This window comes from Afifella sp. IM 167, assembly GCF_020144925.1.
Taxonomy (GTDB): domain Bacteria; phylum Pseudomonadota; class Alphaproteobacteria; order Rhizobiales; family Afifellaceae; genus Afifella.
Genome location: NZ_NSLC01000011.1, coordinates 43915 through 68570, shown reverse-complemented (window position 1 = coordinate 68570; position 24656 = coordinate 43915). Strand labels below are relative to the sequence as shown.

22 protein-coding genes and 2 tRNA genes are annotated in these 24656 nt (G+C 65.9%); 7 read left to right on the top strand and 17 right to left on the bottom strand.

Annotated elements, in window-relative coordinates; all coding sequences use genetic code 11:
* Positions 1–49 precede the first annotated feature (49 nt).
* The 6 genes from CLD20_RS17915 to CLD20_RS17890 all read right to left on the bottom strand — a co-directional run bounded on the left by CLD20_RS17915 (position 50) and on the right by CLD20_RS17890 (position 8432).
* A complete protein-coding gene (locus CLD20_RS17915) occupies positions 50–1261 on the bottom strand; it encodes a substrate-binding domain-containing protein (protein ID WP_224408037.1) in 1212 nt (403 codons plus the stop codon).
* Positions 1262–1731: 470 nt separating this feature from the next.
* Positions 1732–3225 (bottom strand): argininosuccinate lyase, encoded by a 1494-nt coding sequence (argH, locus tag CLD20_RS17910; RefSeq protein ID WP_224408036.1) that lies wholly within the window; start codon positions 3223–3225, stop codon positions 1732–1734.
* A gap of 56 nt (positions 3226–3281) precedes the next feature.
* Entirely contained in the window at positions 3282–4400 is a 1119-nt protein-coding gene (locus CLD20_RS17905; RefSeq protein WP_224408035.1) for a mandelate racemase/muconate lactonizing enzyme family protein, read from the bottom strand.
* A 6-nt stretch (positions 4401–4406) separates the two neighbouring features.
* Positions 4407–5489, bottom strand: a complete 1083-nt coding sequence (locus CLD20_RS17900; RefSeq protein ID WP_224408034.1) for an ABC transporter substrate-binding protein — start codon at positions 5487–5489, stop codon at positions 4407–4409.
* A 61-nt stretch (positions 5490–5550) separates the two neighbouring features.
* Positions 5551–7326: an ABC transporter permease subunit gene (locus tag CLD20_RS17895; RefSeq protein WP_224408033.1), complete on the bottom strand. Its 1776-nt coding sequence runs from the start codon at positions 7324–7326 to the stop codon at positions 5551–5553.
* Positions 7327–7328: 2 nt separating this feature from the next.
* Entirely contained in the window at positions 7329–8432 is a 1104-nt protein-coding gene (locus CLD20_RS17890; protein WP_224408032.1) for an ABC transporter ATP-binding protein, read from the bottom strand.
* 111 nt (positions 8433–8543) lie between these two features.
* Here CLD20_RS17890 and CLD20_RS17885 point away from each other — a divergent pair, with 111 nt between their 5' ends.
* The 6 genes from CLD20_RS17885 (at position 8544) to CLD20_RS17860 (ending at position 16464) form a co-directional block, all read left to right on the top strand.
* Complete coding sequence (locus CLD20_RS17885; protein WP_224408031.1) at positions 8544–9446, top strand: LysR family transcriptional regulator; 903 nt, start codon at positions 8544–8546, stop codon at positions 9444–9446.
* Between the two features lie 192 nt (positions 9447–9638).
* The gene (locus tag CLD20_RS17880) at positions 9639–10619 is read left to right on the top strand and encodes an ABC transporter permease (protein WP_224408030.1); all 981 of its coding nucleotides are present in this window, start codon (positions 9639–9641) and stop codon (positions 10617–10619) included.
* Positions 10620–10664: 45 nt separating this feature from the next.
* Positions 10665–11672 (top strand): sugar ABC transporter substrate-binding protein, encoded by a 1008-nt coding sequence (locus CLD20_RS17875; RefSeq protein ID WP_224408097.1) that lies wholly within the window; start codon positions 10665–10667, stop codon positions 11670–11672.
* A gap of 54 nt (positions 11673–11726) precedes the next feature.
* A complete protein-coding gene (locus CLD20_RS17870) occupies positions 11727–13847 on the top strand; it encodes an SMP-30/gluconolactonase/LRE family protein (protein WP_224408029.1) in 2121 nt (706 codons plus the stop codon).
* A complete protein-coding gene (locus CLD20_RS17865; RefSeq protein ID WP_224408028.1) occupies positions 13844–14971 on the top strand; it encodes a strictosidine synthase in 1128 nt (375 codons plus the stop codon). Before CLD20_RS17870 ends, CLD20_RS17865 begins: the two co-directional genes overlap by 4 nt.
* A complete protein-coding gene (locus CLD20_RS17860; RefSeq protein ID WP_224408027.1) occupies positions 14968–16464 on the top strand; it encodes a sugar ABC transporter ATP-binding protein in 1497 nt (498 codons plus the stop codon). Before CLD20_RS17865 ends, CLD20_RS17860 begins: the two co-directional genes overlap by 4 nt.
* Positions 16465–16679: 215 nt before the next feature.
* Here the strand turns inward: CLD20_RS17860 and CLD20_RS17855 are convergent.
* The 10 genes from CLD20_RS17855 to CLD20_RS17810 form a co-directional block, all read right to left on the bottom strand.
* A tRNA-Phe gene (locus CLD20_RS17855) sits at positions 16680–16755 on the bottom strand.
* A gap of 167 nt (positions 16756–16922) precedes the next feature.
* A complete protein-coding gene (gene yacG / locus CLD20_RS17850; protein ID WP_224408026.1) occupies positions 16923–17108 on the bottom strand; it encodes a DNA gyrase inhibitor YacG in 186 nt (61 codons plus the stop codon).
* Entirely contained in the window at positions 17108–17743 is a 636-nt protein-coding gene (locus CLD20_RS17845; RefSeq protein WP_224408025.1) for a Maf-like protein, read from the bottom strand. Before CLD20_RS17845 ends, yacG begins: the two co-directional genes overlap by 1 nt.
* Positions 17744–17781: 38 nt before the next feature.
* Positions 17782–18000 carry a translation initiation factor IF-1 gene (gene infA / locus CLD20_RS17840; RefSeq protein WP_028482718.1) on the bottom strand — a complete coding sequence of 73 codons (219 nt, stop codon included), beginning with the start codon at positions 17998–18000 and terminating at the stop codon, positions 17782–17784.
* A gap of 107 nt (positions 18001–18107) precedes the next feature.
* Entirely contained in the window at positions 18108–18551 is a 444-nt protein-coding gene (locus CLD20_RS17835) for a low molecular weight phosphatase family protein (protein WP_224408024.1), read from the bottom strand.
* Positions 18548–19027 (bottom strand): UPF0262 family protein, encoded by a 480-nt coding sequence (locus CLD20_RS17830; protein WP_224408023.1) that lies wholly within the window; start codon positions 19025–19027, stop codon positions 18548–18550. Before CLD20_RS17830 ends, CLD20_RS17835 begins: the two co-directional genes overlap by 4 nt.
* Positions 19028–19036: 9 nt before the next feature.
* Positions 19037–20329: a histidinol dehydrogenase gene (gene hisD, locus CLD20_RS17825; protein WP_224408022.1), complete on the bottom strand. Its 1293-nt coding sequence runs from the start codon at positions 20327–20329 to the stop codon at positions 19037–19039.
* Between the two features lie 13 nt (positions 20330–20342).
* Complete coding sequence (locus tag CLD20_RS17820; RefSeq protein WP_224408021.1) at positions 20343–20795, bottom strand: DUF2948 family protein; 453 nt, start codon at positions 20793–20795, stop codon at positions 20343–20345.
* A 201-nt stretch (positions 20796–20996) separates the two neighbouring features.
* The gene (gene murA / locus CLD20_RS17815; protein ID WP_224408020.1) at positions 20997–22286 is read right to left on the bottom strand and encodes a UDP-N-acetylglucosamine 1-carboxyvinyltransferase; all 1290 of its coding nucleotides are present in this window, start codon (positions 22284–22286) and stop codon (positions 20997–20999) included.
* A 99-nt stretch (positions 22287–22385) separates the two neighbouring features.
* Complete coding sequence (locus CLD20_RS17810) at positions 22386–22589, bottom strand: hypothetical protein (RefSeq protein ID WP_224408019.1); 204 nt, start codon at positions 22587–22589, stop codon at positions 22386–22388.
* A 286-nt stretch (positions 22590–22875) separates the two neighbouring features.
* Here CLD20_RS17810 and CLD20_RS17805 point away from each other — a divergent pair.
* Positions 22876–22950 (top strand) — tRNA-Thr (locus tag CLD20_RS17805).
* 145 nt (positions 22951–23095) lie between these two features.
* On the opposite strand, the gene CLD20_RS17800 is transcribed toward CLD20_RS17805, so the two are convergent.
* Positions 23096–24424 carry a globin-coupled sensor protein gene (locus tag CLD20_RS17800; RefSeq protein ID WP_224408018.1) on the bottom strand — a complete coding sequence of 443 codons (1329 nt, stop codon included), beginning with the start codon at positions 24422–24424 and terminating at the stop codon, positions 23096–23098.
* Between the last annotated feature and the right edge of the window lie 232 nt (positions 24425–24656).

The window sequence follows — 24656 nt, the reverse complement described above, 5'->3', positions numbered from 1 at the left end:
AGGACAAGGTGGGCCGGGCTCCCGGGGGAGCCCGGCCCAAGCAGCCGGTCTAGCTGCCGGAGGAACAGTCCTTGTCGGTGCCGCGCCAGATGTTCTCGTAGTGGCAGGCGAAATTGTTGCTCGGGATGAACTCGTTCTTGTCGCCGCCTTCCGCGTCCGCGTTCTCCTTGGTCACCAGATAGGTGGGCTGGACGAACTTGGAGGGCTCCTCGCCGGCCATGGCGCGCACCACGGCGTCGATCGCCTGGAAGCCGAAGAGCGTGCTCGGTTCCGGAACGGTGGCGACCTCGTACTCGCCCTTGCGGATCATGTCATAGGCCGAGGGAGGGCCGTCGGAGCCCACGAGCTTGACCTTGTCTGGAGCCACGCCCGAGGCGCGCAGGGCCGAGGCGACATAGGGATAGAAGTTGTCGCAGCAGGTCGTCCCCCACCATTCGTTGCCCTGGTTGGCAAGGATGCCGGAGATGACGGAGGGAATGCGGCGCGTCTGGTCGGCGATCGGGATGTTGACCATGTCGACGAAGGTGCAGCCCTCACAGTTCTTGATCGGATCGGTCGCGGCCTTGGCCTTGAAACGGGCAATAGCAAAGCTGTTGTCGAGGAAGTGCAGGACCTTCGCCTGGCCGTCCGACTTCGCCAGCACATAGGCCGCCTGGGTCTCGCCGATCTCGGCCGGATTGGAGGTGATGTTGGTGAAGAGGTTCGCCTCCGGGTTCGGGCCCGGGAAGGCGGCGGCATGAATGCCGATCACCGGGATGCCCTTGTCGACGGCCTGGCCGATCGGATCCTGCAGGGCGCCCGCATCGGCGGAGGTGATGATGGCGGTCGGATTGCTGGCGACGGCCTGCTGCATGGCCTGCAGGACGCCGGTGACCGTGCCCTTGCCGTTCAGCACTTCAACGTCCCAGCCGAGAAGCTCGCCGGCATCCTGGACGCCGCGGCCCCAGTTGACGAAGGACACGTAGGACTGGTCGGCGGAGACGTAGATGACCTTGACCGGCTCGTCGGTGGCCTTCGGGCCGCTCGTCGGTCCGAACCATTCGGTCTGCTCGCGCGAGCGCTCCTCGACGATCTTCTTGGCCTCGTCGACCGACATGTTCGCCCGCACCTGCGGCTCCGGCCATGCCTCGAAGGGCTTGGCCCGCGTTTCCGCGGCGCCTGCGCTCGTCAGGAGCGTCAGGCCGATCGCGGCGAGCGACGCGCACCGCAGTGCTCGCCGGGCCGAAAGGCCATAGGAATTGGGGGCTTCAATATGCCTCATTTAAACATCCTCCCTGGGGGCTTACGAGTTCTTTTCGGGTGGTATAATAGGTTGATAGGATGATCGTCAACCTGCTTGCTAGCTGGCGGCACTTTGGGACGGTGCGCCCTCCTGGGGACCGCAGGTTCGAATGCCGAGCCGCGGGCTTTCTCGCTGGGTGCGGCTGTCAAGTTCCAGCATCGACCGCAGGCGGAGGCTCGTCTGGAGCCCGCTTCCATTGGCCGGGAGAAATCTGCTTCTTGAGATTTGCCGGTGCGCGGCGTGGAGCGAGACGGCTTCCAGCGGCGGGGGCCGGACCATCGCGACGATGCGGTGGAGATGACGATCGCAGCCGCGAGTCTTGTGCTTGTTCGCAGGGCGAATGCGGCCCTGTCGGGGCGGGCCCCTGAGGAAGGAACAGACCCGCGCCAGCCGTGGGGTGGCGCGGGTTCGTGTCGATCTCGTAATGAAAGCGAACGCTGCCGCTGCGATCAGCCGGCGGAAACGATCTCGCCGATTGCAAGCTTGAGCATCTCGTCCGCCCTGCCGAGGCGTTCGAGCCTCTCTCCGTGCCAGGACTGTGACGCAGACAGGTCGCTTCGGGCATCGTCGATAAGGCTTGCCACCTCGCCCGGATTGATGGAGCCGGGGGAAATGCGCGAGCGCGCGAAGGCTGGCGCGTCAAATGCCTGCCGGACTCTCTGATCGTCGAAACCCGGCGGTTGCAGGCCGAGGCTGGAGGCCGCCTCGTCCAGCAGGGCGCCGGTCGCCGTCTCGGTGGTGACTTCTCTCTGCATGGCCATCCGGACGAAGCGCGCCACGATCAGGTGGGCGCGCCGGAAGGAGAATCCACGATGACGCACGAGATCGTCGGCCAGGCTCGTGGCGGTCGACCAGTTCGCCGATGCGAGCGTACGCATCCGCGCCTCGTCGACGGACGCCGTTTCGATGATGGGTGCCATCAGCTTCAGCCCTCCGAGGCTGAGAGAGCATGCTCGGTCGAGGATCGGCGCCTCCCGCATGACGACATCGCCGGTGCCCTCGGCGCGGAAGGTCGTCAGGATGACGGAGGGCCAGGAGATCGCTTCGCCGGCCGCGAACTTGATCGCTTCGAGCGCTGTGGGGTTCTTCTTCTGCGGAAAGATGCTGCTCGTCCCGCAGAATTCGTCGGCGAGCTCGATGAACCCGAACTCGTAGCTCGACCACAGATGCAGGTCCGTTGCCAGGTCGTTCAGCGTCGACATCAGCATCGCCAGACCGCCCGCCACCTCGGCCGCGTAGTAGGCCTCCCGCGCCAGCTTGGAGTTTTTGACCAGGCCGTCGAAGCCGAGCAGTTCGCTTGTCCGGGTGCGGTTGATCGGCCAGGACGTGCCGGAAAGCCCGGCCGCGCCCAGAGGACTGAGGTTGAGGCGCTCATAGGCGGCCGTGAGCCGGGAGAAGTCGTCGGCCAGTTTGGCGGCGAAGCTCGCAAGGTAGTGGCCAAACACGCCGGGATGGGCGTGCTGCAGGCAGGTGTAGCCCGGCATCACCGTCTCTGTGTGAAGGCTCGCCCGCTCGATCAGCGTCGCCCGAAGCTCGTTGATCGCGGCAAGGATGCCGAGAAGCATGTTGCGTTTGTAGAGTCGGCGGACGGTTGGCCCCTGGTCGAGCCTGCTCCTGCCGATGTGAAGACGGCCGCCGATATCCTCGCCGACCTCTGCGGAAAGGAGCTGCTCGATCTGGAAGAGCATGCTGCCACCCAGTGGATCGAGGTCGAGGCCGTCGACGCCCAGCCGCTCGATCCGCGTCAGCGCCCTGAGCAGGAGTGCCGCCTGGGATGGCGAGAGAATACCCTCCTCGCTGAGCATCACCGCATGTGCGAGATCGACCTTCAGGAAGTAGGGAAACTGGGCTTTTTCCCGTTCAAGGTGGGGTGCCTCGAAGAACGCGACCAGGCTATCCGCGGCCGGTTGTTCGAGCCGGCCGGCGCTACCCGTTTCGGACATGGGTCGATCGTCTTGCGGGCCGCCGTTGCCTTTCCCGGCTGCCCGGTCGTTCAGCGTCAGGCCCATGGCTCGACCGCGTATCGCTCGATGGCGTCTTCGTCGAAGGTGAGACCGAAACCTGGCCTGTCCGGCGCTGTGATGCAGCCATCGGCCGGCTCCGGCCGGTCGGTGTAGAGGTTCGCCCAGAAAGGGTCGCGAGCCGGGTCCGGATAGCATTCCACGCAGGTGTGGTTCGAGATGGCCGCCATCAGGTGCATGCTGATATGCGGCTCGCCCACCTGTCCCATGCGAACGCCGGAGAAGCTTGCCGCGGAGGCGAGCTTCATCCAGCCGCTGATGCCGCCGCCCCGGTTGTAGGTGACGTTGACGACGTCGGCCGCTTCCGACGCGATCAGCTGGTAGGCGTCGAACACGGAAGGCTCGGACTGCCCCGCCGCGGTGCGGATTCCGGTCTTCCAGCGGACTTCCCGCAGGCCGCGCGCGAGTTCGCGCGGGCGCACGGGCTCTTCGAGCCATTCCGGATCGTAGCGCAGGATCGCCTCGGCGAAGCGGATGGCGTCCGGCACCGTCCACGCCATGTTGGAATCGGCCACGATGATGAAGCCCGGGCCGGCCTCGTCGCGGGCGATGCGCAGGCGCTCCACATCCTCCTCGATCGAGCGGGCGCCCACCTTGAACTTGATGCCCCCAAGCCCCGCTTGGCGATACCGCCGGATCTCTTCGCGGATGCCGCTTTCCTCGGCGCTGGTCTCGTAATAGCCGCCGATGCCGATCACCGGCACTCTTGGCTGGTTGCCGCCCAGAAGCTTCCAGACCGGCAGGCCGGTGATGTGTCCCTTGAGATCCCACAGGGCCGCGTCGACCGCCGCGATGGCGCCCATCAGGGCCGGGCGGTCGATATAGGCCTTGTCGAAGCCCAGCATCCGCTGCCAGTGCGTCTCGATGCCGGTGGGATCGCTGCCGACGAGGAACTCTCGGAAAGCCTCCCGCACCAGGGCCTTCAGCCCCGGGCCGTAGACCGTCTCGTTGCCGACGCAGGCGATGCCCGTCACGCCGCCGGTGGCGGTGATGCGGCACAGAAGTGCCGCCCTTTCATTCAGCCGGTAGGTCCCCCCGCTGAAGGCGGAGGGAAGCCGTGTGCGTATTTCCCGGAGTTCCAGGTTCTCGATCTTCATTTCTGATCAGCCTTGGAGGAGCCACTCGGTAAAGCGTCGATCCGCCTCGGCCTTGTGATCGCTCCAGAACGCGCCGTTCACCGGCTTGGTCTGTTTGAAGTTCGCCGGATAGGTCGGCAGCATCTTCGCGGTCTTTTCCGGGATGAAGTCGTAGGCCTTCGGATTGCTCGGGCCGTTCGGCAGCATCTCTGTAACCGCCGCCTGGCGCTCGGGATTGGCGCAGAACTTCACGAACTCGCGGGCGAGGTCGGCCTTGGGCGTGCCTTTGGGGATGCACCAGCCCGTTGCGCTGTAGAATCCTTGGTTCCAGTTGATGTCGACCGGCGCGCCGGCATCGGCGGCGGACTGCGCCCGGGCATTGAAGGCAGGACAGATGTCCACCTCGCCGTTCTGCAGAAGCTGGGCGCTCTGCGGTGAGGAATCCCACCACACCTGCACGTGCGGCTTGATCTCGTCGAGCTTGGCGAAGGCGCGCTTCCAGCCGTCTTCCGTGGACAGCACCTGGTAGATCTCATCGCCGCCCGGCACGCCGTCGGCACGCAGTGCGATCTCGACCGTGTCGCGGGCGAGACGCCGCAGCGCCCTGCGTCCCGGATAGGCCTCAAGGTCCCAGATGTCGGCAAAGGATGTGAGCCCGTTCGGGAAGGCGTCCGTCCGATAGGCGAGGACGAACGTGACGATGCTGTCCGCGAGATAATGCTCGGACTTCATGTCGTCGGGGATCTGTCCCATCGCCTCGCCGCTGAGGTCGAGCGGTTCGGTAAGGCCCTGGGAGGCGACGAGGTCCGCCACGTCGGAGTTCACGCCGCCGCTGACATCCCAGTTATAGTTGCCGGTCTCCACCTGCGCCTTGAACTCGGCGGAGGGGTTGGAGCGCCGGACGACCGGGACGATGTCGATGCCGGTCTCCTTGGCGAAGGGCTCGTAGTAGGCGGCGGTCCAGGCGCGGGTGTAGACGCCGCCGGGATCGGAGATGACGAGGCTCTGCGCGGCCCGGGCGGGACGCCAGACGGCGGGCATGGCAAGGGCGGCCGTGCTTACGGAGATGCCCTGCAGCACCGCGCGGCGTGTGATCTTCGTTTTGGTCATCGTCTTCTTCCTCTTGGTTTTTGGTTGAAGGGACACTCGGATGACGGACGTGGGGGCGCGCTCACGAAGAGGGCTGCCGGCTGCGGATGTACTCGCCTGCCAGGATGACGACGGTGACGAGGATGAGGATCAGGGTGGAGACGGCGGCCAGCGTCGGGGTGACGTTCAGGAGCGCTTCCGCCCACATCTGCCGGGGCAGCGTGGTGGCGACACCCCCGCTGATGAACAGTGCGACGGTCAGCTCGTCGAACGACTTGACGAAGGAGAAGAGGAAGGCGGTGATCACGCCGGCGCTGATCAGGGGCAGCGTGATCCGCCGGAAGGCGACGAGCCGGCTTGCCCCAAGCGTCCAGGCCGCCTGATCGAGGCGGATATCGTAGTTCTTGAGGACCGCGAGGATCGTCACGATCGCGTAGGGCAGAGAGAAGATGGTGTGGCCGAGCACCAGGCCGAGCGACGTGCCGACGAGCCCGATCTTCGAGAAGGAGTAGAAGAGCGCCAGCGCCACGATGATGTGCGGCATGACCAGCGGCATGAGGATGAACGCCATCAGCGCCGTCTTGCCGACCATCCGGCCCCGCGACAGGGCGAAGGCCGCGGGGATGCCGATCGCGACGGACAGGACCGCCGTGGCGAGGCCCACATAGACCGACCGGATCATGGCGCTGCGCCAGATCGGCGAGGAGAAGAAGGCGTCGTACCACTTCAATGAGAAGCCGACCGGCGGCCACTGGAAGAACGAGCTGCCCGAGAACGAGACGGGCACGAGCACGAAGGAGGGCAGGGCGAGGAAGAGGACGACGAGGATTGCCGCGATCGGGACGCCGTAGCGCCGCCCGCCATGGGGCCCGCGCGTGCCGAAGATGCGATCCCAGCCGCTTCCGAGATAGTCGCAGACCCAGCCGAGGCCGGCGATCAGCGCGTAGCCGAGCCGGCTGCCCGCGCGCGACAGGAAGCCCTGCTTGCCGGCGCCTGCGGGGGCCATGTCGCCCGTCAGGGCGGACATGCCGACGACGCGGTCGAACACGTAGAAGACGGCTATCGAGGCGATGAGCAGGAGCACCGCCACCGCCCCGGCGAAGCCCCAGTTCAGCATCTCGTCGATCTGGATGACGATGATCTGGGCGAGCATCGTCTCCTGCGGGCTGCCCAGGAGGATGGGGGTGATGAAGAAGCCGACGGCCGTGATGAAGACCAGGAGCCCGCCCGCGGCGACGCCGGGCAGCGAAAGCGGGAAATAGATGCGCCAGAAGGCCTGCGAGGGGCGGGCGCCGAGCGTTCCGGCGGCCTGCGAGAGGTTCGCATCGATGTTCTGCATTGCCGCCAGCATCGTCAGGATCGCGAGCGGCATCAGCGCGTGCGTCATGCCGACGAGGACGCTGCCGAGGTTGTAGATGAGGTCGAGTGGCGCATCGGTGATGCCCGCGGCTGTCAGCATCTGGTTGAGGAGGCCGTGGCGCCCGAGGATGACGATCCAGGCGAAGCTGCGCACGAGCACGCTTGTCCAGAAGGGCATGAGCACCAGGAGCACGAGGAACGCCTTTCCTCGTCCCGCGCTGGTCGCGATGAAATAGGCGATCGGATAGCCGCAGATGAGGCAGAGCGCCGTGGTCAGGCCCGCGATCTTGAACGTGTTGGCGAGGATTTTGACGTAGAGCGAGGTCTGGAAGAGCCTCAGATAATGCTCGAGCGAGAAGCCCTTGGCGGAATCGAGAAAGCTCAGCTGCAGGAGATGGACGACCGGGATCAGGAACACGATCGCCAGAAGCAGAAGCGCCGGCCCCAGGCCAAGATGGGGGCGCACGCCTGTGGCGAGCCTTGCCAGAGCGGCCCGCATGCTCAGCCTTCCCGTGCCGGCCGGATGAGGACCGTTCCGTCCTTCGGCCAGCCGAAGCGCACGGCTTCTCCAGGCTGGAACGAGAGGGTCGGACCGGTCGTCAAAGAAAGCGCAACAATGGTGGTGCCATCGTCGAGGCGGGCCCAGTGCCGCGTCACGGAGCCGGTTATCATGGTCCCTTCGAAGGTGGCCGGGACGACATTGTCGGCCGTCTCCCCATCCTTCAGCAGGCGCAGATGTTCGGGGCGGACCATCACATCCACCTCCTCGCCCGGGCCGACGTCGGCCCCGCGCAAGGCCGAGATCGAGGCATGGAAGCCGGTGCTGAGATCGATGGTCTCGCCGACCCCCTCGACCTTTGCGCCGAAGAGGTTGGAGGTGCCGAGGAAGTCGGCCGCGAATTTGCTCGTCGGCCGGAAATATAGCTCCTGCGGCGTTCCGAGCTGCTCGATGCCGCCCCGGTTCATCAGGCAGATGCGATCCGACATCGCCATTGCCTCTTCCTGATCGTGGGTGACGTAGAGGATCGTGGCGCCGAGCTCGGTGTGGAGCCGCTTGATCTCCACCTGCATCTGGTCGCGCAGCTTCTTGTCGAGGGCTCCGAGCGGCTCGTCCATGAGGATGATCGACGGCTCGTAGACGGCGCAGCGGGCAAGCGCGATGCGCTGCTGCTGCCCGCCGGACAGCTCCCGCGTGAGACGGTCTCCGACATGCGGCAGGTGCACGACCTCCAGCATGCGGTTCACCTTGCGCTTGATCTCGCTCTCGGGTGTGCGGCGCATTCGCAGGGGAAAGGCGACGTTCTCGAAGACGCTGAGATGCGGGAAGAGCGCGTAGTTCTGGAAGACCATGCCGATGTCCCGCTTGTGGACCGGCTGGTTCGTGGCCTCCGCGCCGTCGATCCAGATCTCGCCGGTATTCGATGCGGAAAGACCCGCGACGATCGTCAAGAGGGTGGTCTTGCCCGAGCCCGACGGCCCGAGAAGCGTGACGAACTCTCCGGCAGAGACGCTCAGATCCGTCCGCTTCAGCGCTGCGAAATCTCCGTATCGCTTGGAGACGCCTCTCAGCTCGAGCTTTGGCTGGCGATGATCCCGATCCTGCAAGCGCTTCTCCGGACAGGCAATTTCACGACGGCCCGGACCATAGGACATCAAGTAAGATTTTTATAATTTATAATATTGATATCATTTCATAAACGTGAGTTATCTAAGGGTATGGAGATCCGGCAGCTCGAAGCGTTTCATGCCATCGCGATTCTGGGGAGCTTCTCGGCCGCGGCACAGAAGCTTCACACGACCCAGCCCGCCATCTCCTCGAGAATCCGGGCCCTGGAGGTCGAGCTCGGCGCGGAGTTGTTCGACCGCACGTCCCGCCCTGCTCGCCTCACCGTGACGGGCCATCGCCTGATGCGGCACGTCGAGCGGGTCTTCGATGCGACCAACGACATGCGTCGCCTCGTGGGCGGGGTGCGCGGGCGTGTGAGCAATGCGCGGATCGGCATACCCGGCGCTCTTGTCTCCAGATGGGCCCCGTATCTCATGGCTGAGATCTACAAGAGCAATCCCCAGGCGAAGGTGGAGCTCCACATCGATCGGACCATCGTCCTCCGCCAGATGCTGGCCAATGGCGAGATTGACTTTGCTCTGGTTATCGGCCCGGTCGAGGAAGCCAATCTCGTTTCGACGCCGGTCGCCAGCTACGGCTATTGCTGGATTGCCAGCCGGAAGATGGCGCAGGTACGCGACGTCCGCTCGATCGCCGACGTGTCCGGTCACGTCTTCACCTATTCGAAGACCTCGAGCGTCTTCCGGGCTCTCTCCGACTACATCAAGGAAAACGAGATCAATGGTGTGGAGCTGAACGGCAGCAACTCCACCGAAGCGATCCTGCAAATGGTCTCGCGAGGGCTCGGCTTTGGCGTCGTGATGACCATCGCAGCCGAAGCCGATCTGCTGCGCTTCCACAAGATCCGCAAGCTCGACCTCGACTGCAGCACGATGCCGGATTCAAACTATTGGGCCATCTACAGGCGCGACGGAGACATCCTGCTGGGCGAGTATCTGGTGGAGGCCTGCATCGGAGCGAATGCACCCCTGTCAGAGCGAAGCGCGCAATAGACCGGCGGCTGGGGCCGGGCGGCTTGCCCATCATGCGGCTGGGCGGCCGGTCGCGCCGGCGGTCGGGCGAGCGGGTGCCCAGTGCCCGACTTCCCCGGTTGCATCCTCTGGCCCGTTGACAATCATACAATCATACTGAAGTATTTTCCGCGATATCGTTCGGGCGTCGCGCCCCGGCTGCCGGGAGGGACGATGACATCGGGAATGAGGCTCTCGCAGGAGGGGATCGTTGCGGCGCTGGCAGCGCTTCTCTTCGTTGGTTTTTCGCTGACGCTGAGCAACTTCCTGACGGTCAACAATCTCATTTCGCTCGTCAGGAGCGTCTCCATCCTCGGCATCCTCGGGATCGGCATGGGGCTGGTCATCATCAGTCGCGGCATCGACCTGGCGATGGTCGCCACCATGGTCGTCGCCTCCTCCTGGGTTCTGTCGATGGTGCAGTCGGGGACCCCGCTCGGCTGGGCGCTGCTTTTCGGGATGGGCTTTGCCATCCTCGTCGGCGCCGCCACGGGCATTCTGGTCGCCTACGCGCTCGTCCCTGCCATCTTCACCACCCTCGCCATGGGCCTGATCGTCTACGGCACCGGCCGGGCGTATCTTTTCCAGGTCGATGTGCAGAATGCGCCCTCGAACTATCCCTGGTTCTCGTTTCTGGGAACGGGCAACGTTCTGGGGATCCCGATGCCGATCATCGCGGTCGGCTTCTTGGCGCTCGTGATGTGGGTCCTGCTGCGCTACACGCGCTTCGGCCGCTTCGTCTACGCGACGGGCGACAACATCCTGGCGGCGCGCATCGTCGGCATTCCCGTGCGCCTTCTGATCGTGGCGCAGTTCATCCTGACCAGCCTCATCGCCTACGCGGCGGGCATCATCATGTCCTCGGCCGTGTCGAGCATGAGCACGCGCATCTACAACTCGACGATGATCTACGACGTGCTGCTCGTCGTGGTGCTGGGCGGCATCAGCCTCAGCGGCGGGCGAGGCGGCGTGCGCAACGTCCTTGTGGGCACGCTTCTCGTCGGCGTGCTGCTGAATGGAATGACGATCCTCGACATTCCCTACACCGAGCAGAACCTCATCAAGAGCGTGATCCTGCTCTTTGCCCTGATCATCGACAGCTTCATCAACCCCCGCGACGAGCAAACCGCTCAGCAACAGCAGGGGGACATCTAAAACGGTCTGTCAGACCGAAAACGGGAGGAAAGAATCTTGTTGAACATGCGAAAGGTCTGCACGGTGCTCCTGGCGGCATCGGCGCTGCTGGGCAGCGCGTTGGCGGCAAGCGCTGCCACACAGGGGCTCGACAATGCCGAGCGCCGCGACCCCTACTACAAGCCGCTTGAAGGCAAGCGCGTCGTGTTCGTCCCGCTTGCCATGGGCTTCGACCTCACCGAGGGCTGGGCGGCGATCATGCGTCGCCAGGCCGAGGATCTCGGCTACACCTTCGAGATCCGCGATCCGAACTGGAGCACGGATGCCGGCACGCGTGCCATCACGGCGCTGATCTCCGAAAAGCCCGACCTGATGATCATCCACAACCCGGATGTGCAATCCTATGCGCGCCTGCTGAAGCGCGCCGAGGCCGCCGGCATCAAGGTCCTTCAGGTCAATCTGGAATCCTCCTACACCACCGATTCCTATGTCGGCGCCGATTGGGTGAAGGTGGGCTACATCGAGGCGAAGGTACTCGCCGACAAATGCGGTCCCGACACGTCCGGCAAGATCGCCATCATGCAGGGCGTGCCCACCGCGGCGTCGAACCTTTACGAGCTGTTTGCCTATCATGACGTGTTCGACAAGCTCGACCACATCAAGGTCGTTTCCGAGCAGGCGGCCAATTACGATCCGGCCAAGGCGCGGGCCATCATGGAGACGGTGCTCGAGCAGCATCCGGACCTTTGCGGCGTCGTCGGCAACTGGGACAACCAGGATGTCGGCGCGGGCGCGGCGATCCAGGAAGCCGGCAAGAGCGACCAGGTTTATGTCGTCACGTCGGGCGGCGGCACGACGAATGGCTGCGAGAATATCGAGAAGGGCCTGCTCGATATGATCGTCAGCTACGACGTCCCCCTTCAGGGCGATATCTTGAACCAGCAGATCGTCGAGATCCTGCTCTCCGACGCCAAGGCGGGCGAGATCAAGAACACCTACTACACGCCCCTGACGCTGCTCACGAAGGACAATCTGACCCCCCGTAACTGCTGGTCGCTCGACGATCTCAAGTAGGTCGCCGGCCGATAGCGCGGCCGATCGAGAAGTGTCTCCAGGGGTCTAGTCCAGATGTTCAGCCAGGCCAGCCTCACGCGGCTGCGATACAAATACCTCCCCGATCACCTGATCGGGGAGGTGCTCTCCAAGCGTTGGGTGGACAACGCGATTCCATTCCTGGTCCTGCTGATCGTGATTGCAGTCCTGGGACCGCTGCTTCCGAACTTTTTCACCCTGTCGAGCCTGTCCGACCTCGGGCGGCAGATGGCGGAGTTCGGACTGATCGTGCTCGCTTTGGCGATCGTCCTTCTGTCGGGCGGCATCGACCTTTCCGTCGGCTCCATGTTCGCCATGGCCGTGCTCGGATCCCTGCTGGGGATGAACGTCTGGGAACTGCCCGTCCTCATCGTGCTGGCCGGTGTGCTCGCCATGGGCGCCCTTTACGGGCTCCTCAACGGGGTGCTCATTGGCTACCTCAGGCTGCGCGCCTTTCTGACGACGCTGGTGACGCTGATCATCCTGCGTTCCGTATACGTCATCGTCTTCCTGCATTATTCGACCGCGCTGGTGACGGGCTTCGCCGATTCCGCCCTGTGGGACTTCATCGGTTTCGGCACGGTCTACGGCTTCCCTCTCTCTCTTCTGGTGTCGGGGCTCATTGCGATCGTCTGGCACATCGTCCTGTCGCGCATGCGGCCCGGCTGGCGGCTGACGGCCGTCGGCGGTGCGCGCCGTTCGGCCTATAACGCCGGCATCAATGTGCGCCGCACGGTGTGCCTCGCCTATGTCTGGTCCGGTATCCTGTGCTCGGTCGCCGGCTTCCTCTACGCGGCCCGCCTGGGAAGCGCCGGAGCCGATACCGGCATCGGCATGGAGGTCTCGGCGCTGACGGCCGTGGTGCTCGGCGGCAATTCGCTGGGCGGCGGGCGCGGATCGGTGGCCAAGGCCATCCTCGGTGCCTTGCTGGTGCTGATCATCACCAACAGCCTGATCAGCTTCGGCGTGCCCGGTTCGATCACCTCCACGGTGCTCGGCATATTCCTGATCGCGGCGGTCTTCCTGGACATGCGGTGGGTGCGCAACAAGGAGCAGCTCCTCAGCAAGAGCTACGTCTCGCCCACCTATCTCAACCTGCCGCCGCCGCCGAAGACGACCGATCCTGCCTCGCCCTACCGGCTAAACGACAAGCTGCGCACCGTCGAGGTGATCGGATTGGGCGAGATCGAGGGCCCGGAGGACGTGATCCTCGATCGTCACGACAACCTTTATTGCGGCACGCGGCACGGCGACATCGTCAAGTTCTTCGCGCCCGACTATCAGACCAACGAGGTGCTCGCCCATATCGGCGGCCATCCGCTCGGCATGGCCTTCGACAAGAACGACAATCTTCTCGTCTGCATCGGCGGCATGGGGCTCTACCAGGTCACGCCGGACGGAATCTCGACGAAGGTGACCGATGAGACCAACCGGCGCTGGACCTCGGTGGTGGACGATTCGCGGCTGCGCCTGGCGGACGACCTCGACATCGCGCCGGACGGGCGGATCTTTTTCAGCGAAGCGACCGTGCGCTACGAGCAGGAGGAATGGGCCACCGATGCGCTGGAAAGCCGGGGCAACGGCCGGATCATCTGCTACGATCCGCGCGACGGCTCCACGCGCACGGTGCTGCCCAATCTGGTCTTCGCCAACGGCATCACGACCATGCGCGACGGCTGTTCCATCCTCTATGCGGAGAGCTGGACCTGCTCCATCAGCCGCTATTATTTCGCCGGCCCCAAGAAAGGGCGCACCGAGCCGGTCCTGACCAACCTGCCGGGCTATCCGGACAACATCAACCGGGCCTCCGACGGCAATTACTGGGCCGCCTTGCTGGGCATGCGCACGCCGGCCCTCGATCTTGCGATGACGATGCCCGATTTCCGCCGCCGCATGGCCAAGCGCGTGGCGCCGGATTTCTGGCTCTACCCGAACATCAATACCGGCTGCGTGATCAAGTTCGACGAGAACGGCAACATCCTGGAAAGCCTCTGGGACCTCGGCGGCCAGAACCATCCGATGATCACCTCCATGCGCGAGCACAAGGGCTGGCTGTATCTCGGCGGCGTCTCCAACAACCGCATCGGCCGCTACAGGATCGAAGGCGCCGACCCGAACTGGACGGGACCGGCTTCCTATTGGGGGGACGCCAAATGAGGGCGTTTCTGCAACGCAGCTACGAGCGCTTTCGCGGCATCGACCCGCCGGAGCGGATCGTGCCGGCGATGGACGGGCCGCTGCATCCCAATGCGATGCTGGACGAGGCGCCGGTCCTGTTGGAGCAGGAAGGCATAGACAATCTGTGCGTGGCGCCCGCCGGCGTGTTCGCCTCTGCGGCAAGCGAGCTCTTGTCCCTCATGCCGGAGGGCGAAGGTTTCCGCGCGCAACCGCTCGAGACCTTTGCCCGCCCCATCACCTGCATCGCATCCGATGGCGCCGGGGCGCTGGCGATCGGTCAGGACGGCGAGGGCATCCTCATCCGCGGCGGCGCGCACGATGGCATGGCCCTGACAGGGACGGGCGCCACGCGGTTCGCCTGTCCCACGGGCTGCGTCTTTGTCGACCCGCACACGCTCATCGTCGCGATCGGATCGGACGAGCATGTCGCCGCCGAGTGGAAGCGCGACCTGATGAAGCAATGCCATTCCGGCAGCGTCTGGCGGATCGACCTCGGCAAGGGCGCCGAAGCGGCCGTGCCGCTGGCGAAGGGACTGGCCTTTCCTTCAGGCCTCGCTCTCGGGCGCCAGGGCGAGCTTTTTGTCTCGGAGGCCTGGGAACATCGGGTGGTGGGCCTCAGCGCGTCGGAGCCCTCGGCGCCGGTCGAGCTTCTGATCGAGTTGCCCGCCTATCCCGGCTTCGTCGCACCGACCTCGGACGGCGCGTTCTGGCTCGCCCTCTTTGCGCCGCGCAATCCCCTGGTCGAGTTCGTCATCCTCGAGCGGCGCTATTGCGAAAGGATGATCGATACCGTCGATCCGCAATTCTGGATCGCGCCGGCGCTCTCCAGCGGAAAGAGCTTTCTTGAGCCGATCCAGGGCGGCGCGCGCAAGAAGCTCAACGTCCTCAAACCCTGGTCGCCGAGCTGGTCATACGGTCTCGCTCTGCAGTGCAACGCGCAGTTCCGCCCGGTCGCGAGCGTTCACAGCCGCGCCGACGGCAACGTTCACGGGGTGACCTCGCTCGCGGAGAAGGACGGGCGGCTCATGATCGGCGCCTGCGGATCCGGCCGGGTGGTCGCCGTCCCGGTCAACGCGCAGATCGGAATTGGAGTCGAGCTGTGACCACGCTTCTCAGTTTCAGGAACGCCACCAAGGAGTTTCGTGGCGTCCCGGCGATCAAGGATATCAACTTCGATCTGCACGAAGGCGAGATCCATGCCATCGTCGGCGAGAACGGCGCGGGAAAGTCGACCCTGACCAAGGTGCTCGCCGGCGTCTATCAGCTGACGCGGGGCGAGATGTTCCTCGATGGCAAGCCGCTGGTCATGAAGACGCCGGGCGAGGCGCGCCACCGCGGCATCGCCATGGTGTTTCAGGAGACCAACCTCGTTCCCTCCATGACGGTCGCGCAGAATATCTATCTCGGCGAAGAGGAGATGTTCAATCGCCTGCGCGGCCTCTACATCAAGGCGCAGCGCTTCCTGCTGTCGCTCAACTTCTACGTAGAGCCCGAAGCGCTGGTCTCCTCGCTCGGCGCGGCGAAGAAGCAGATGGTGGAGATCGCCCGCGCCGTGCATCACCAGGCGCGCATCATTATCTTCGACGAGCCGACCGCCAGCCTGACGCCGGAAGAGAAGTTCCATTTCTTCAACCTCGTGCGCCGGCTCCGCAAGGATGGCGTCACCATCATCTTCATCAGCCACGCGCTGGAAGAGGCGCTCGCTCTGTCGGACCGCATCACGGTTTTGCGCGACGGGGAGGTCGTCGCGACGGACGAGACGAAGAACTTCGACCGCAACAAGATCATCGACGCCATGGTCGGCCGCTCGCTGTCGGACGAGCTCTACGCCAATGCGGGCGAACGCCGGCCCCGGCCTTACGGAGAGATGGCGCTCAGCGTCCAGAACCTCTCCAAGGGCCGGATCGTGCGGAACAACTCCTTTTCCATCTATTCAGGGCAGGTGACAGGGCTGTTCGGGCTGGTGGGCGCCGGCCGCACCGAGACGATGAAGATCGTCGCCGGGGTCGACAAGCGCGACTTCTTCCATGGCGGGGTTGTCAAATACAACGGCGAGCGCGTGCGCTACCGCACGCCCGAGCAGGCGGTCAGGAGCGGCATCGTTTACGTCACCGAGGACCGCAAGTCCGAGGGTTTCTTCGAGACCATGTCGATCGCCGAGAACATCCACATGGGAGAGCTCGGCAGGAAGTCGAACCCGCTGACCGTCGTCTCGCGCTCGGAGGCGAAAGCGCTCGCTAAAGAGTGGATCAAGAGACTGGACGTCAAGGCGATCGACCCGGATGCGCGGATCATCGAACTGTCGGGCGGCAACCAGCAGAAGGTCGTCATCGCCAAGGCGGCGATCCAGAAGCCGAAGCTGATCATTTTCGACGAGCCGACGCGCGGCGTCGATGTCGGGGCGATCGTGGAGATCCACCGCTTCATCGAAGAGCTGGCGGATGCCGGGATCGCGGTCGTTGTGATCTCGTCCTATCTCCCCGAAATCCTGGCGCTGTCCGACCGCGTGCTCGTCGTGCGCCAGGGCCGCGTGGTCGAAGAGATGACGATCGACAACGCCAGCGAAGCAAAGATCATGTTCGCCGCGGTCCACTAGCTGTCCGCTCAAGGAATATCTGGTCCCGCAATGTAACGGCATCCCTCCTACCGGCCCGCGTTATGCCCGGGGGGCGGATCGGAACAACGTTCCCGGATGGCCTCAGGCGCGACGTCGTCCGTGGCGCATACTTGGGGAAAAGCGCGCGCCGAGGTGCGGACGGCCGAAACCAGTCTCGAGATTTCCAGGCTTTCTTGAAGTCTTTAGGCGGAAAGTGGTGCCCAGGGGCGGATTCGAACCACCGACACGCGGATTTTCAGTCCGCTGCTCTACCAACTGAGCTACCTGGGCTTTGCCGAAAGGGCCGCAAAGGCCTTGAGGCGAGCGGGGTTATAGGAGAGGCGGCCGGCCCTGTCCAGACGCCTGAGGCGCTTATGCCGGACTTCGCGCCGCAGCCTGTCGGAGGTGCCGCGAGAAGGGTGTGGAACGGCCTGCAGGCAGGATGCGGGCGGGCTCGCTTATTCCTCCCCGTCCTCGCTGCTGGTCTCGCGCACGGGCTCGCCGGGGATCGCATAGGCGCCGCCCAGCCAGCGGTTGAGATCGACCTCGCGGCAGCGGGGCGAGCAGAAGGGCATATCCTCCGCCGAAGCCGGCTTGCCGCAGATCGGGCAGCGCGGGCCTCTCGGGCGTGCGGCACGCGCCATTACGCGGGCTCCATCCAGTTCTCGTAGACGGCGAAATGCTCGCCGGCCAGAAGGCTCATCGTCTCGAAGAGCGGCAGGCCGACGACATTGGTGTAGGAGCCGACGAGCTTGACGACGAAGGCGCCGGCCCGGCCCTGGATGGCGTAGCCGCCGGCCTTTCCCTGCCATTCGCCGGAGGCGAGGTAGGTGTCCATCTCCTCGCGCGACAGGCGCTTGAAGCGCACGCGGGTCTCGATCAGCTTCTGCCGCGCCACGCCCTTCGGCGTCATCAGGCAGACCGCGGTATAGACGCGGTGGGCGCGCCCGGAAAGAAGGCGCAGGCACGCCGCCGCCTCGTCGGTGACCTCCGGCTTGGGCAGGATGCGCCGTCCGACGGCGACGACCGTATCGGCGGCGAGCACATAGGCTCCGTCGAGCGCCGGGTCGCGGCGCGCGGCGCGCATCGCCACCTCCGCCTTGGTGCGCGCCAGGCGCCGCGCCATGGAGCGCGGCAGCTCCTTGCGCTGCGGCGTCTCGTCGATGCTGGGCGGCAGGAGCCGGTCGGGCGATATGCCGATCTGCTCCAGAAGCTGCAGGCGTCGCGGCGAGCCGGAAGCGAGGACGAGCGGTGCGGGTGGATGCTTGTGGCGGTTCATGGCCCTGGGGCGCCCTCAAAAGGCCGAAAGGCCTGCTGCTACTTGTAGCGGTAGGTGATACGCCCCTTGGTCAGGTCGTAAGGCGTCATCTCCACGAGAACCTTGTCGCCCGCGAGCACGCGAATGCGGTTCTTGCGCATGCGTCCGGCGGTATGGGCTATGATCTCGTGGTCGTTCTCCAGCTTCACGCGAAATGTCGCGTTGGGAAGGAGTTCGGTCACGACGCCGGGAAATTCCAGTACCTCTTCTTTGGCCATCTATCACCTTGTGTTCATGCCGGTCGGCGGGCCTACCTACCGCAAAGCTCGGGAAGTGTGAACCGTTTCCGGCGCCGCAACATGCGCGCGAGCGCGCGGCGGCCGGCTCAGTCCGCGCCGATGAAGCGCGAAGCGATCCGCCGCTTCAGCCGCTCGCGCAGATCCCGGTAGGCTGAAAGGATCTGCTCGCGGCTGCCGGAGGCGAGTGTCGGGTCGGGGGTCGGCCAGTATTCGACCTCGATCGCCGTGGTGCGTGTCAGCTCCAGCGCGCGGTGATGCGCCTCCGGCGACAGGGTCACGGCGAGGTCGAAATTGTAGTCTTCCAGACCATCCAGCCCCTGCGGGCGCCCGGCCGCGACGCCAAGGCCGATCTCGGAGAGGACGCTATCGACGAAAGGGTCGCGCGCGCCGGGCGAAATTCCCGCAGAAGCAATCCAGATGTTGGGTCCGAGCATCGCCCGTGCAAGGGCCTCGGCCATGGGCGAGCGCACGGAATTGCGCCCGCACAGAAAGAGGATCGATGCCGGCGCGCGGGGCGCGCTGCCGCTCATCCGCGCCAGTGGAGCACGCAGACGAGGGTGAAGAGCCGGCGGGCAGTGTCGAAATCGACCTCGATCTTCCCGGCGAGCCGCTCCTGCAGGAGGCGGGAGCCCTCGTCGTGGACACCGCGGCGGCCCATGTCGATCGCCTCGATGCGCGAGGGCGAGCCCATCTTGATCGCTTCGTAGTAGCTCTCGCAGATGACGAAGTAGTCCTTCACGATCTTGCGGAAGGGACTGAGGGAGAGGATGTGGGTCATCACCTCCTTGCCGTCCTCCCGGCGCACTTCCAGGATCAGGCGGCGCTCGGCGAGCGACAGCTTCAGCCGGAAGGGGCCCTCATGGCCCCCTGTGGGCGTGAAGGAATTCTCGTCGATCAGGTCGAAGATGGCGACGGCACGCTCGTGCTCGATGTCGGGCGGGCCACGGCCGATGGAATCGTCCAGGTCGACAGCGATCAGCCGGTTCGTGCCCGTGCCCTTCGCCATCGCCCGGCCTCAGCGGTTCATCCGGATGGTGATGGCGCGCGCATGCGCCTCCAGACCCTCCGCGCGGGCAAGCGCGACGGCCGCCGGGCCGAGCTCGGCCAGCGCTTCCGGCGGGCAGGAGAGGATCGAGCTGCGCTTCAGGAAGTCGAGGACCGAAAGACCGGAGGAAAAGCGCGCCGAGCGCGCCGTCGGCAGGACATGGTTGGAGCCGCCGACATAATCGCCGATCACTTCCGGCGTCGTGCGCCCGAGGAAGACCGCGCCCGCATGCCGGATCTTCTCCAGCAGCGCCTCCGGCCGGTCCGTGCAGATCTCCAGATGCTCGGCGGCGATGCGGTCGGCAAGGCGCGCCGCCTCGCTGAAATCGGCAACGGTGATGACGGCGCCGTAATCGCGCCAGCTCGCCCCGGCGATCGCCTTGCGCGGCAGAAGCTCAAGCTGGCGCTCCACCTCCTCCGCCACCGTCCTGCCGAAGGTCGCATCGTCGGTGATCAGGATCGACTGGGCGACGGCGTCGTGCTCGGCCTGCGAGAGAAGGTCGGCGGCGAGCCAGGCCGGATCGTTCTCGGCATCGGCGATGACGAGGATTTCCGACGGCCCCGCGATCATGTCGATGCCGACCTGGCCGAAGACCCGGCGCTTGGCGGCGGCCACATAGGCGTTGCCGGGCCCGCAGATCATCGCGACCGGCGAGATCGTTTCCGTGCCGTAGGCGAGGGCGGCGATCGCCTGCGCTCCCCCGATCCGGTAGATCTCGTCGACGCCGGAAATCTCGGCGGCGACGAGGACGAGCGGGTTGAAGACGCCGTCCGGCGTCGGCACCGTCATGACGAGGCGCTCCACGCCCGCCACCTTCGCCGGCACGGCGTTCATGATGACGCTGCTCGGATAGGCCGCCGTGCCGCCGGGCACGTACAGGCCGGCCGAATCGACGGCGCTCCAGCGCGTGCCGAGCCGGACGCCGAGCGCGTCGGTCGAGCTCGTATCGGCCGGCATCAGCCGCTCCTGGCCGGCCTTGAGCCGGTCGCGGGCGAGGGTGAGCGCCGCAAGGATGTCTTCGGGGCAATCGGCGACGGCCTGGCGGATTTCTTCTGCCGAAATGCGCATGCCGCGCTTATCAATGTCGACCTTGTCGAAGCGCAGCGTCAGCTCGGCGAGCGCCGCGTCCCCGCGGGCCCGCACATCGGCGATGATCTCGCGCACCGCCTCGTCGACATCGGCCGCCGCCTCGCGCTTGGCGGCGAGGAAGGCGGAAAAGCGCGATTGGAAGTCCGCGTCGCTCGTGGAGAGGAACTGGGCCATGGCGTGGCTTCTCTCACGAAGCGATGTGGCGGGGAAGGTTCGGCGTCGACCAGGCCGGGCCCAGGTCGCTGAGCTGCGCCTCGATGCACTCCACCGCCAGCTTCAGCGTCGCATCGCCGGCGAAGACCAGCGTGACCTCGCCCGAGGGCGCTTCGCCGGCCGCAAAGCTGATGGCGAGCAGCGACAGCACCGCTTCCTTGTCGCTCTTGTCGATGCCGTGGCTGAGCACTTTTTCCACGCGCTCGAAATGCAGCGCCGTGCGTCGCCGCTCGTAGCTGCGCGACAGCCCCTTGCCGGAGGGAGTCGCCTCCCAGGCGAAACGGTTGAGGGCGAGGACGAGGCGCTTTTCGGCCGGCAGCCAGGTGATGTCGCCGACCTTCAGGACGGCGTCCTGCACATGCGCGGAGAGGATCGCGAGATCCTCCTCGTCCATTGCCATCAGACGCAGTCGGTCGTTCGACGCCATGAAATCTCGTCCCGGACGGGCCCCTTTTGCACTTCAGGATCGGGCGGATGCCGAGCGGAAAAAGCGCCCGGCCGTGCGCATGCCATAGCCCTAGGCTCTAGGGCGTTGCCGCGGCAAGGGCAAGGCGCACGGGCAAAGCGGCGCGGCTGGCCCCACCCCCTTGTAACGGCGCTTTCCGCGCCTCGCGCGCCGGCTTTGGCCTCAGGCCCTGACGCGCTCGATCTGCGCCCCGCAGGCGGAAAGCTTCTCTTCCAGGTGCTCGAAGCCGCGGTCGAGATGGTAGACGCGGTTGACCACCGTCTCCCCTTCCGCCGCCAGCCCGCCGATGACGAGCGACACGGAGGCCCTGAGATCCGTCGCCATGACCTGCGCGCCCGTCAGCTTCTCCACCCCGCGGATGGTGGCCGTCTGCCCGTCGAGACGGATGTCGGCGCCGAGGCGCGAGAGCTCCTGTACGTGCATGAAGCGGTTCTCGAAGATCGTCTCGGTGATCTCCGAAGTGCCCTCGGCGCGGCTCATCAACGCCATCAGCTGGGCCTGCAGGTCGGTCGGAAAGCCCGGGAAGGGCTGCGTCGTCACCGCGACGGGCCTGAGGCCGCCGCCGTTGCGGGCGATCCGGATACCCTCGTTGGTCTCCGTCACCTCCACGCCGGCTTCCACGAGCGTGTCGAGGGCCGCGCGCAGAAGGTCCGGCCGGGCGCCCGAGAGCGTCACCTCGCCGCCGGTCGCCGCTACCGCCATCGCGTAGGTGCCGGTCTCGATCCGGTCGGGCAGGACGGAATGCTCGGCCGCATGCAGCGCGCCGACGCCCTCCACATGGATCTCGCCGGTGCCGGCGCCCTCGATCTTCGCACCCATCTTGGTGAGGCACTCGGCGAGGTCGGCGACTTCCGGCTCGCGGGCGGCGTTCTCGATCACGCTCTCGCCCTTGGCGAGCGCCGCCGCCATCAGGATCGTATGCGTCGCGCCGACGGAGACGCGCGGGAAGGCGACGAGCGCGCCGATGAGCCCCTTCGGCGCCCTGGCGAGCACGTAGCCGCCTTCCACCGAAATCTCCGCGCCGAGCGCCTGAAGGCCGGCAAGGTAGAAATCGACCGGCCGCGTGCCGATGGCACAGCCGCCCGGTAGCGAGACTCGTGCCTCGCCCATGCGCGCGATCAGCGGGCCGATCACCCAGAAGGAGGCGCGCATCCGCGAGACGAGGTCGTAGGGCGCCGTCGTGTCGACGATCTGGTTTGCCGTAAGCTCCAGCGTCTCGCCGGCCTGCACCTCTGCGCTTGAGCGCTTGCCGCGCACGGCATAGTCGACGCCATGATTGCCGAGGATGCGCTTCAGGAGCTGCACGTCGGCAAGCTGCGGCACGTTCTTCAAGGTCAGCGTCTCGTGGCTGAGAAGGCTGGCGATCATCAGCGGCAGCGTCGCGTTCTTCGCCCCGGAGATCGCGATCGTGCCCGACAGGCGCCTGCCGCCCTGAATGCGGATGGAATCCATGTTTCGACTATCCCCTTGTCGCGCCGGGGGTCCCGTCTGGCGCGCCCCGTTTCCGGTCTCTTCGTCCTTCCACCCGCCGCGTTCGCGTCGCGGGCGGCCCTATTCCTTGGAGCCTATGGAAGCCGAAGCCGGCCCCTTTGTGGCGGCTCCGGCGTCTTCCGGCCCGTCCTCCCCGCCCGGCCCTTCGCCGTCGGCGGAGCGTGCGCGCGCCTTGCGGCGCTTCAGGTTGGCTCTCAGCGCCTCGGCGAGGCGGGCCACGCGCGCCTTGCGCAGCGCGTCCTTGTCCGGGCTGGCGTTCTGCATCCGGCCTTCATAGCGGGGGTGCGCGGCGCAAGGAAGCGCTCGGCCCGCATTGGGTTACCTTTCGGGCGCGCCAGACGAAACGGCCCGGCTTCGGCCCCGGCTCCTGCAATGGCGCGGCTAGGGGGCTTGCGCCTGGCTTTCGGGCCGCGGCTTTGCGGTCCTTTCGCGGTGTTGCAAGGCGCTGGCGCTTGTGGCATGGACCGGTGCGCCGGCAGGCCTCGCCTTGCCGGAGGCTTTGCGCCGCCCGGTTTCGGAGTTGGCGCGATCGGACGGGCCGCGAAAACGGGCCGCAGTAGCTCAGTGGTAGAGCGCACCCTTGGTAAGGGTGAGGTCGGGAGTTCAATCCTCCCCTGCGGCACCAGTTTTCTTTTCCGCTCCGCTCCGCTTCCTGCTCCGCTTCGTCAGGCTCGCCGCCGCGAAGGCCGTGCGGCGTCTGGCCACTTTCCGGCGGAAACAAGAAAGGCGCCGGCTGGGCCGACGCCTTTCTGTTTTCCTTCAAGCCCGCCTCAGGCTGCCTTCACCCTCTCCAGAAACCCGTCGATGTCGGCGCGAAGGCGCGCCAGTTCGCCGTCGAGCGTCTGGCGGGCGCCGTCCACCTCGCGGGCGGCTTCGCTGGCGCTCGCGGTCGAGCCGTCGAGCGAGGCGATGCCTTCCGTGACAATACGGGCGTTTGCTGCCGTCTTGTTGACGTTCTGGGCGATTTCCGCGGTGGAGGCCGTCTGCTCCTCCACGGCGGCGGAAATGGCGGTCGCGGCCAGGTCGACCTCCGAAACCACCCCGGCGATCTCGGCGATGATGGCATCCGTCGCGCCGGTGGACTCCTGGATCGCCTTGACGCGCGCGACGATGTCGGTGGTCGCTTTGGCGGTCTGGGTGGCGAGCGCCTTCACCTCCTGTGCCACGATGGCAAATCCCTTGCCGGCCTCGCCGGCCCGCGCGGCCTCAATGGTGGCGTTGAGGGCAAGCAGGTTCGTTTTCGAGGCGATCTGGTTGATGAGGTCGACGACGTCCTCGATCTGCCGGGCGTGCCCGGAAAGGCCATGGACGGAGGCCTTGGCCTGCTCGGCCCTCTCCACCGCTCGCCCGGCGATTCCCGCCGTGCGGCTCGCCTGTTCGGCGATCTCGCGCACGGAGGCAGAGAGCTGCTCGGCCGCCGCGGCGCCCGCCTGCATGTCGGCGAAGGTCTGCTCGGCCGCCGAAACCATCCGGCCGGAAAGCCGGCCGGCATCGGCCATCGAGCCGGTCATCGCCGCCGCGCTCCGCGAAAGGCCGGCGCTCGCCTGCCCGGAGACGGCAAGGCTCGTCTCCACCTGCTTGGAAAAGCTGGCGATCGCATCGCCCAGCGCGGCGCTGCGCTGCCGGCTCGCCGCCGCCTCGTCCTGATAGACGGAGATGGCGATGTCCATGTCCAGCATCAGCGCCTTGTTGATGGCCACGAGTGCGGCGCGCCGCGATTTCTCGCGCATGCGCAGATTGTGCAGATGGCCGGCGAGCGCGTTGAGAAGGACGGCGTAGCCGCCGATATACCAGCGCGGCTCCATGCCGATCCTGAAATGGGCGAGGCCGATGCGGCGCACGCTGGCGACGTAGTCGGCGTCGAAGCGTCCGCTGAAGAGGTGCCGCCAGTGGCTGCCCTGCGCCTTGACGAGACGCTCCTGCTGGCTGCCGACGAGGCTCGCCATGCGCGGAAACGCGCCGAGATGGGCGTAGAATTTTGCAAGGAGAGCAGGCAGCGCCGGCTCGATTTTTGGCCAGATCTCGCGCAGCCGCGTGCAATCTTCCTTCTGGAGCACCACGAATCTGAGACGCTCGGAAATATCGCTGTCGTCTTCCAATGAACCCCCCGTCGAAAGACCTCGCAATCTGGCCTGCGCCGAGAACATTGCGCGGGGCTTGCGGCCGGAGGGTTGAAGGACTCTCGAGGGCGCCGGCAGGGCCCGGGCGATGATTTCTAGTTGGTGGGCTGGAACGCCGACGCAATTTTGGGGTGATCGGCGCCGGCGAACGCACCTGCCCTTCGCCCCAGGCAAAAAGAAGCCACCGGCGCTCGGCCGGTGGCTCTTGCAA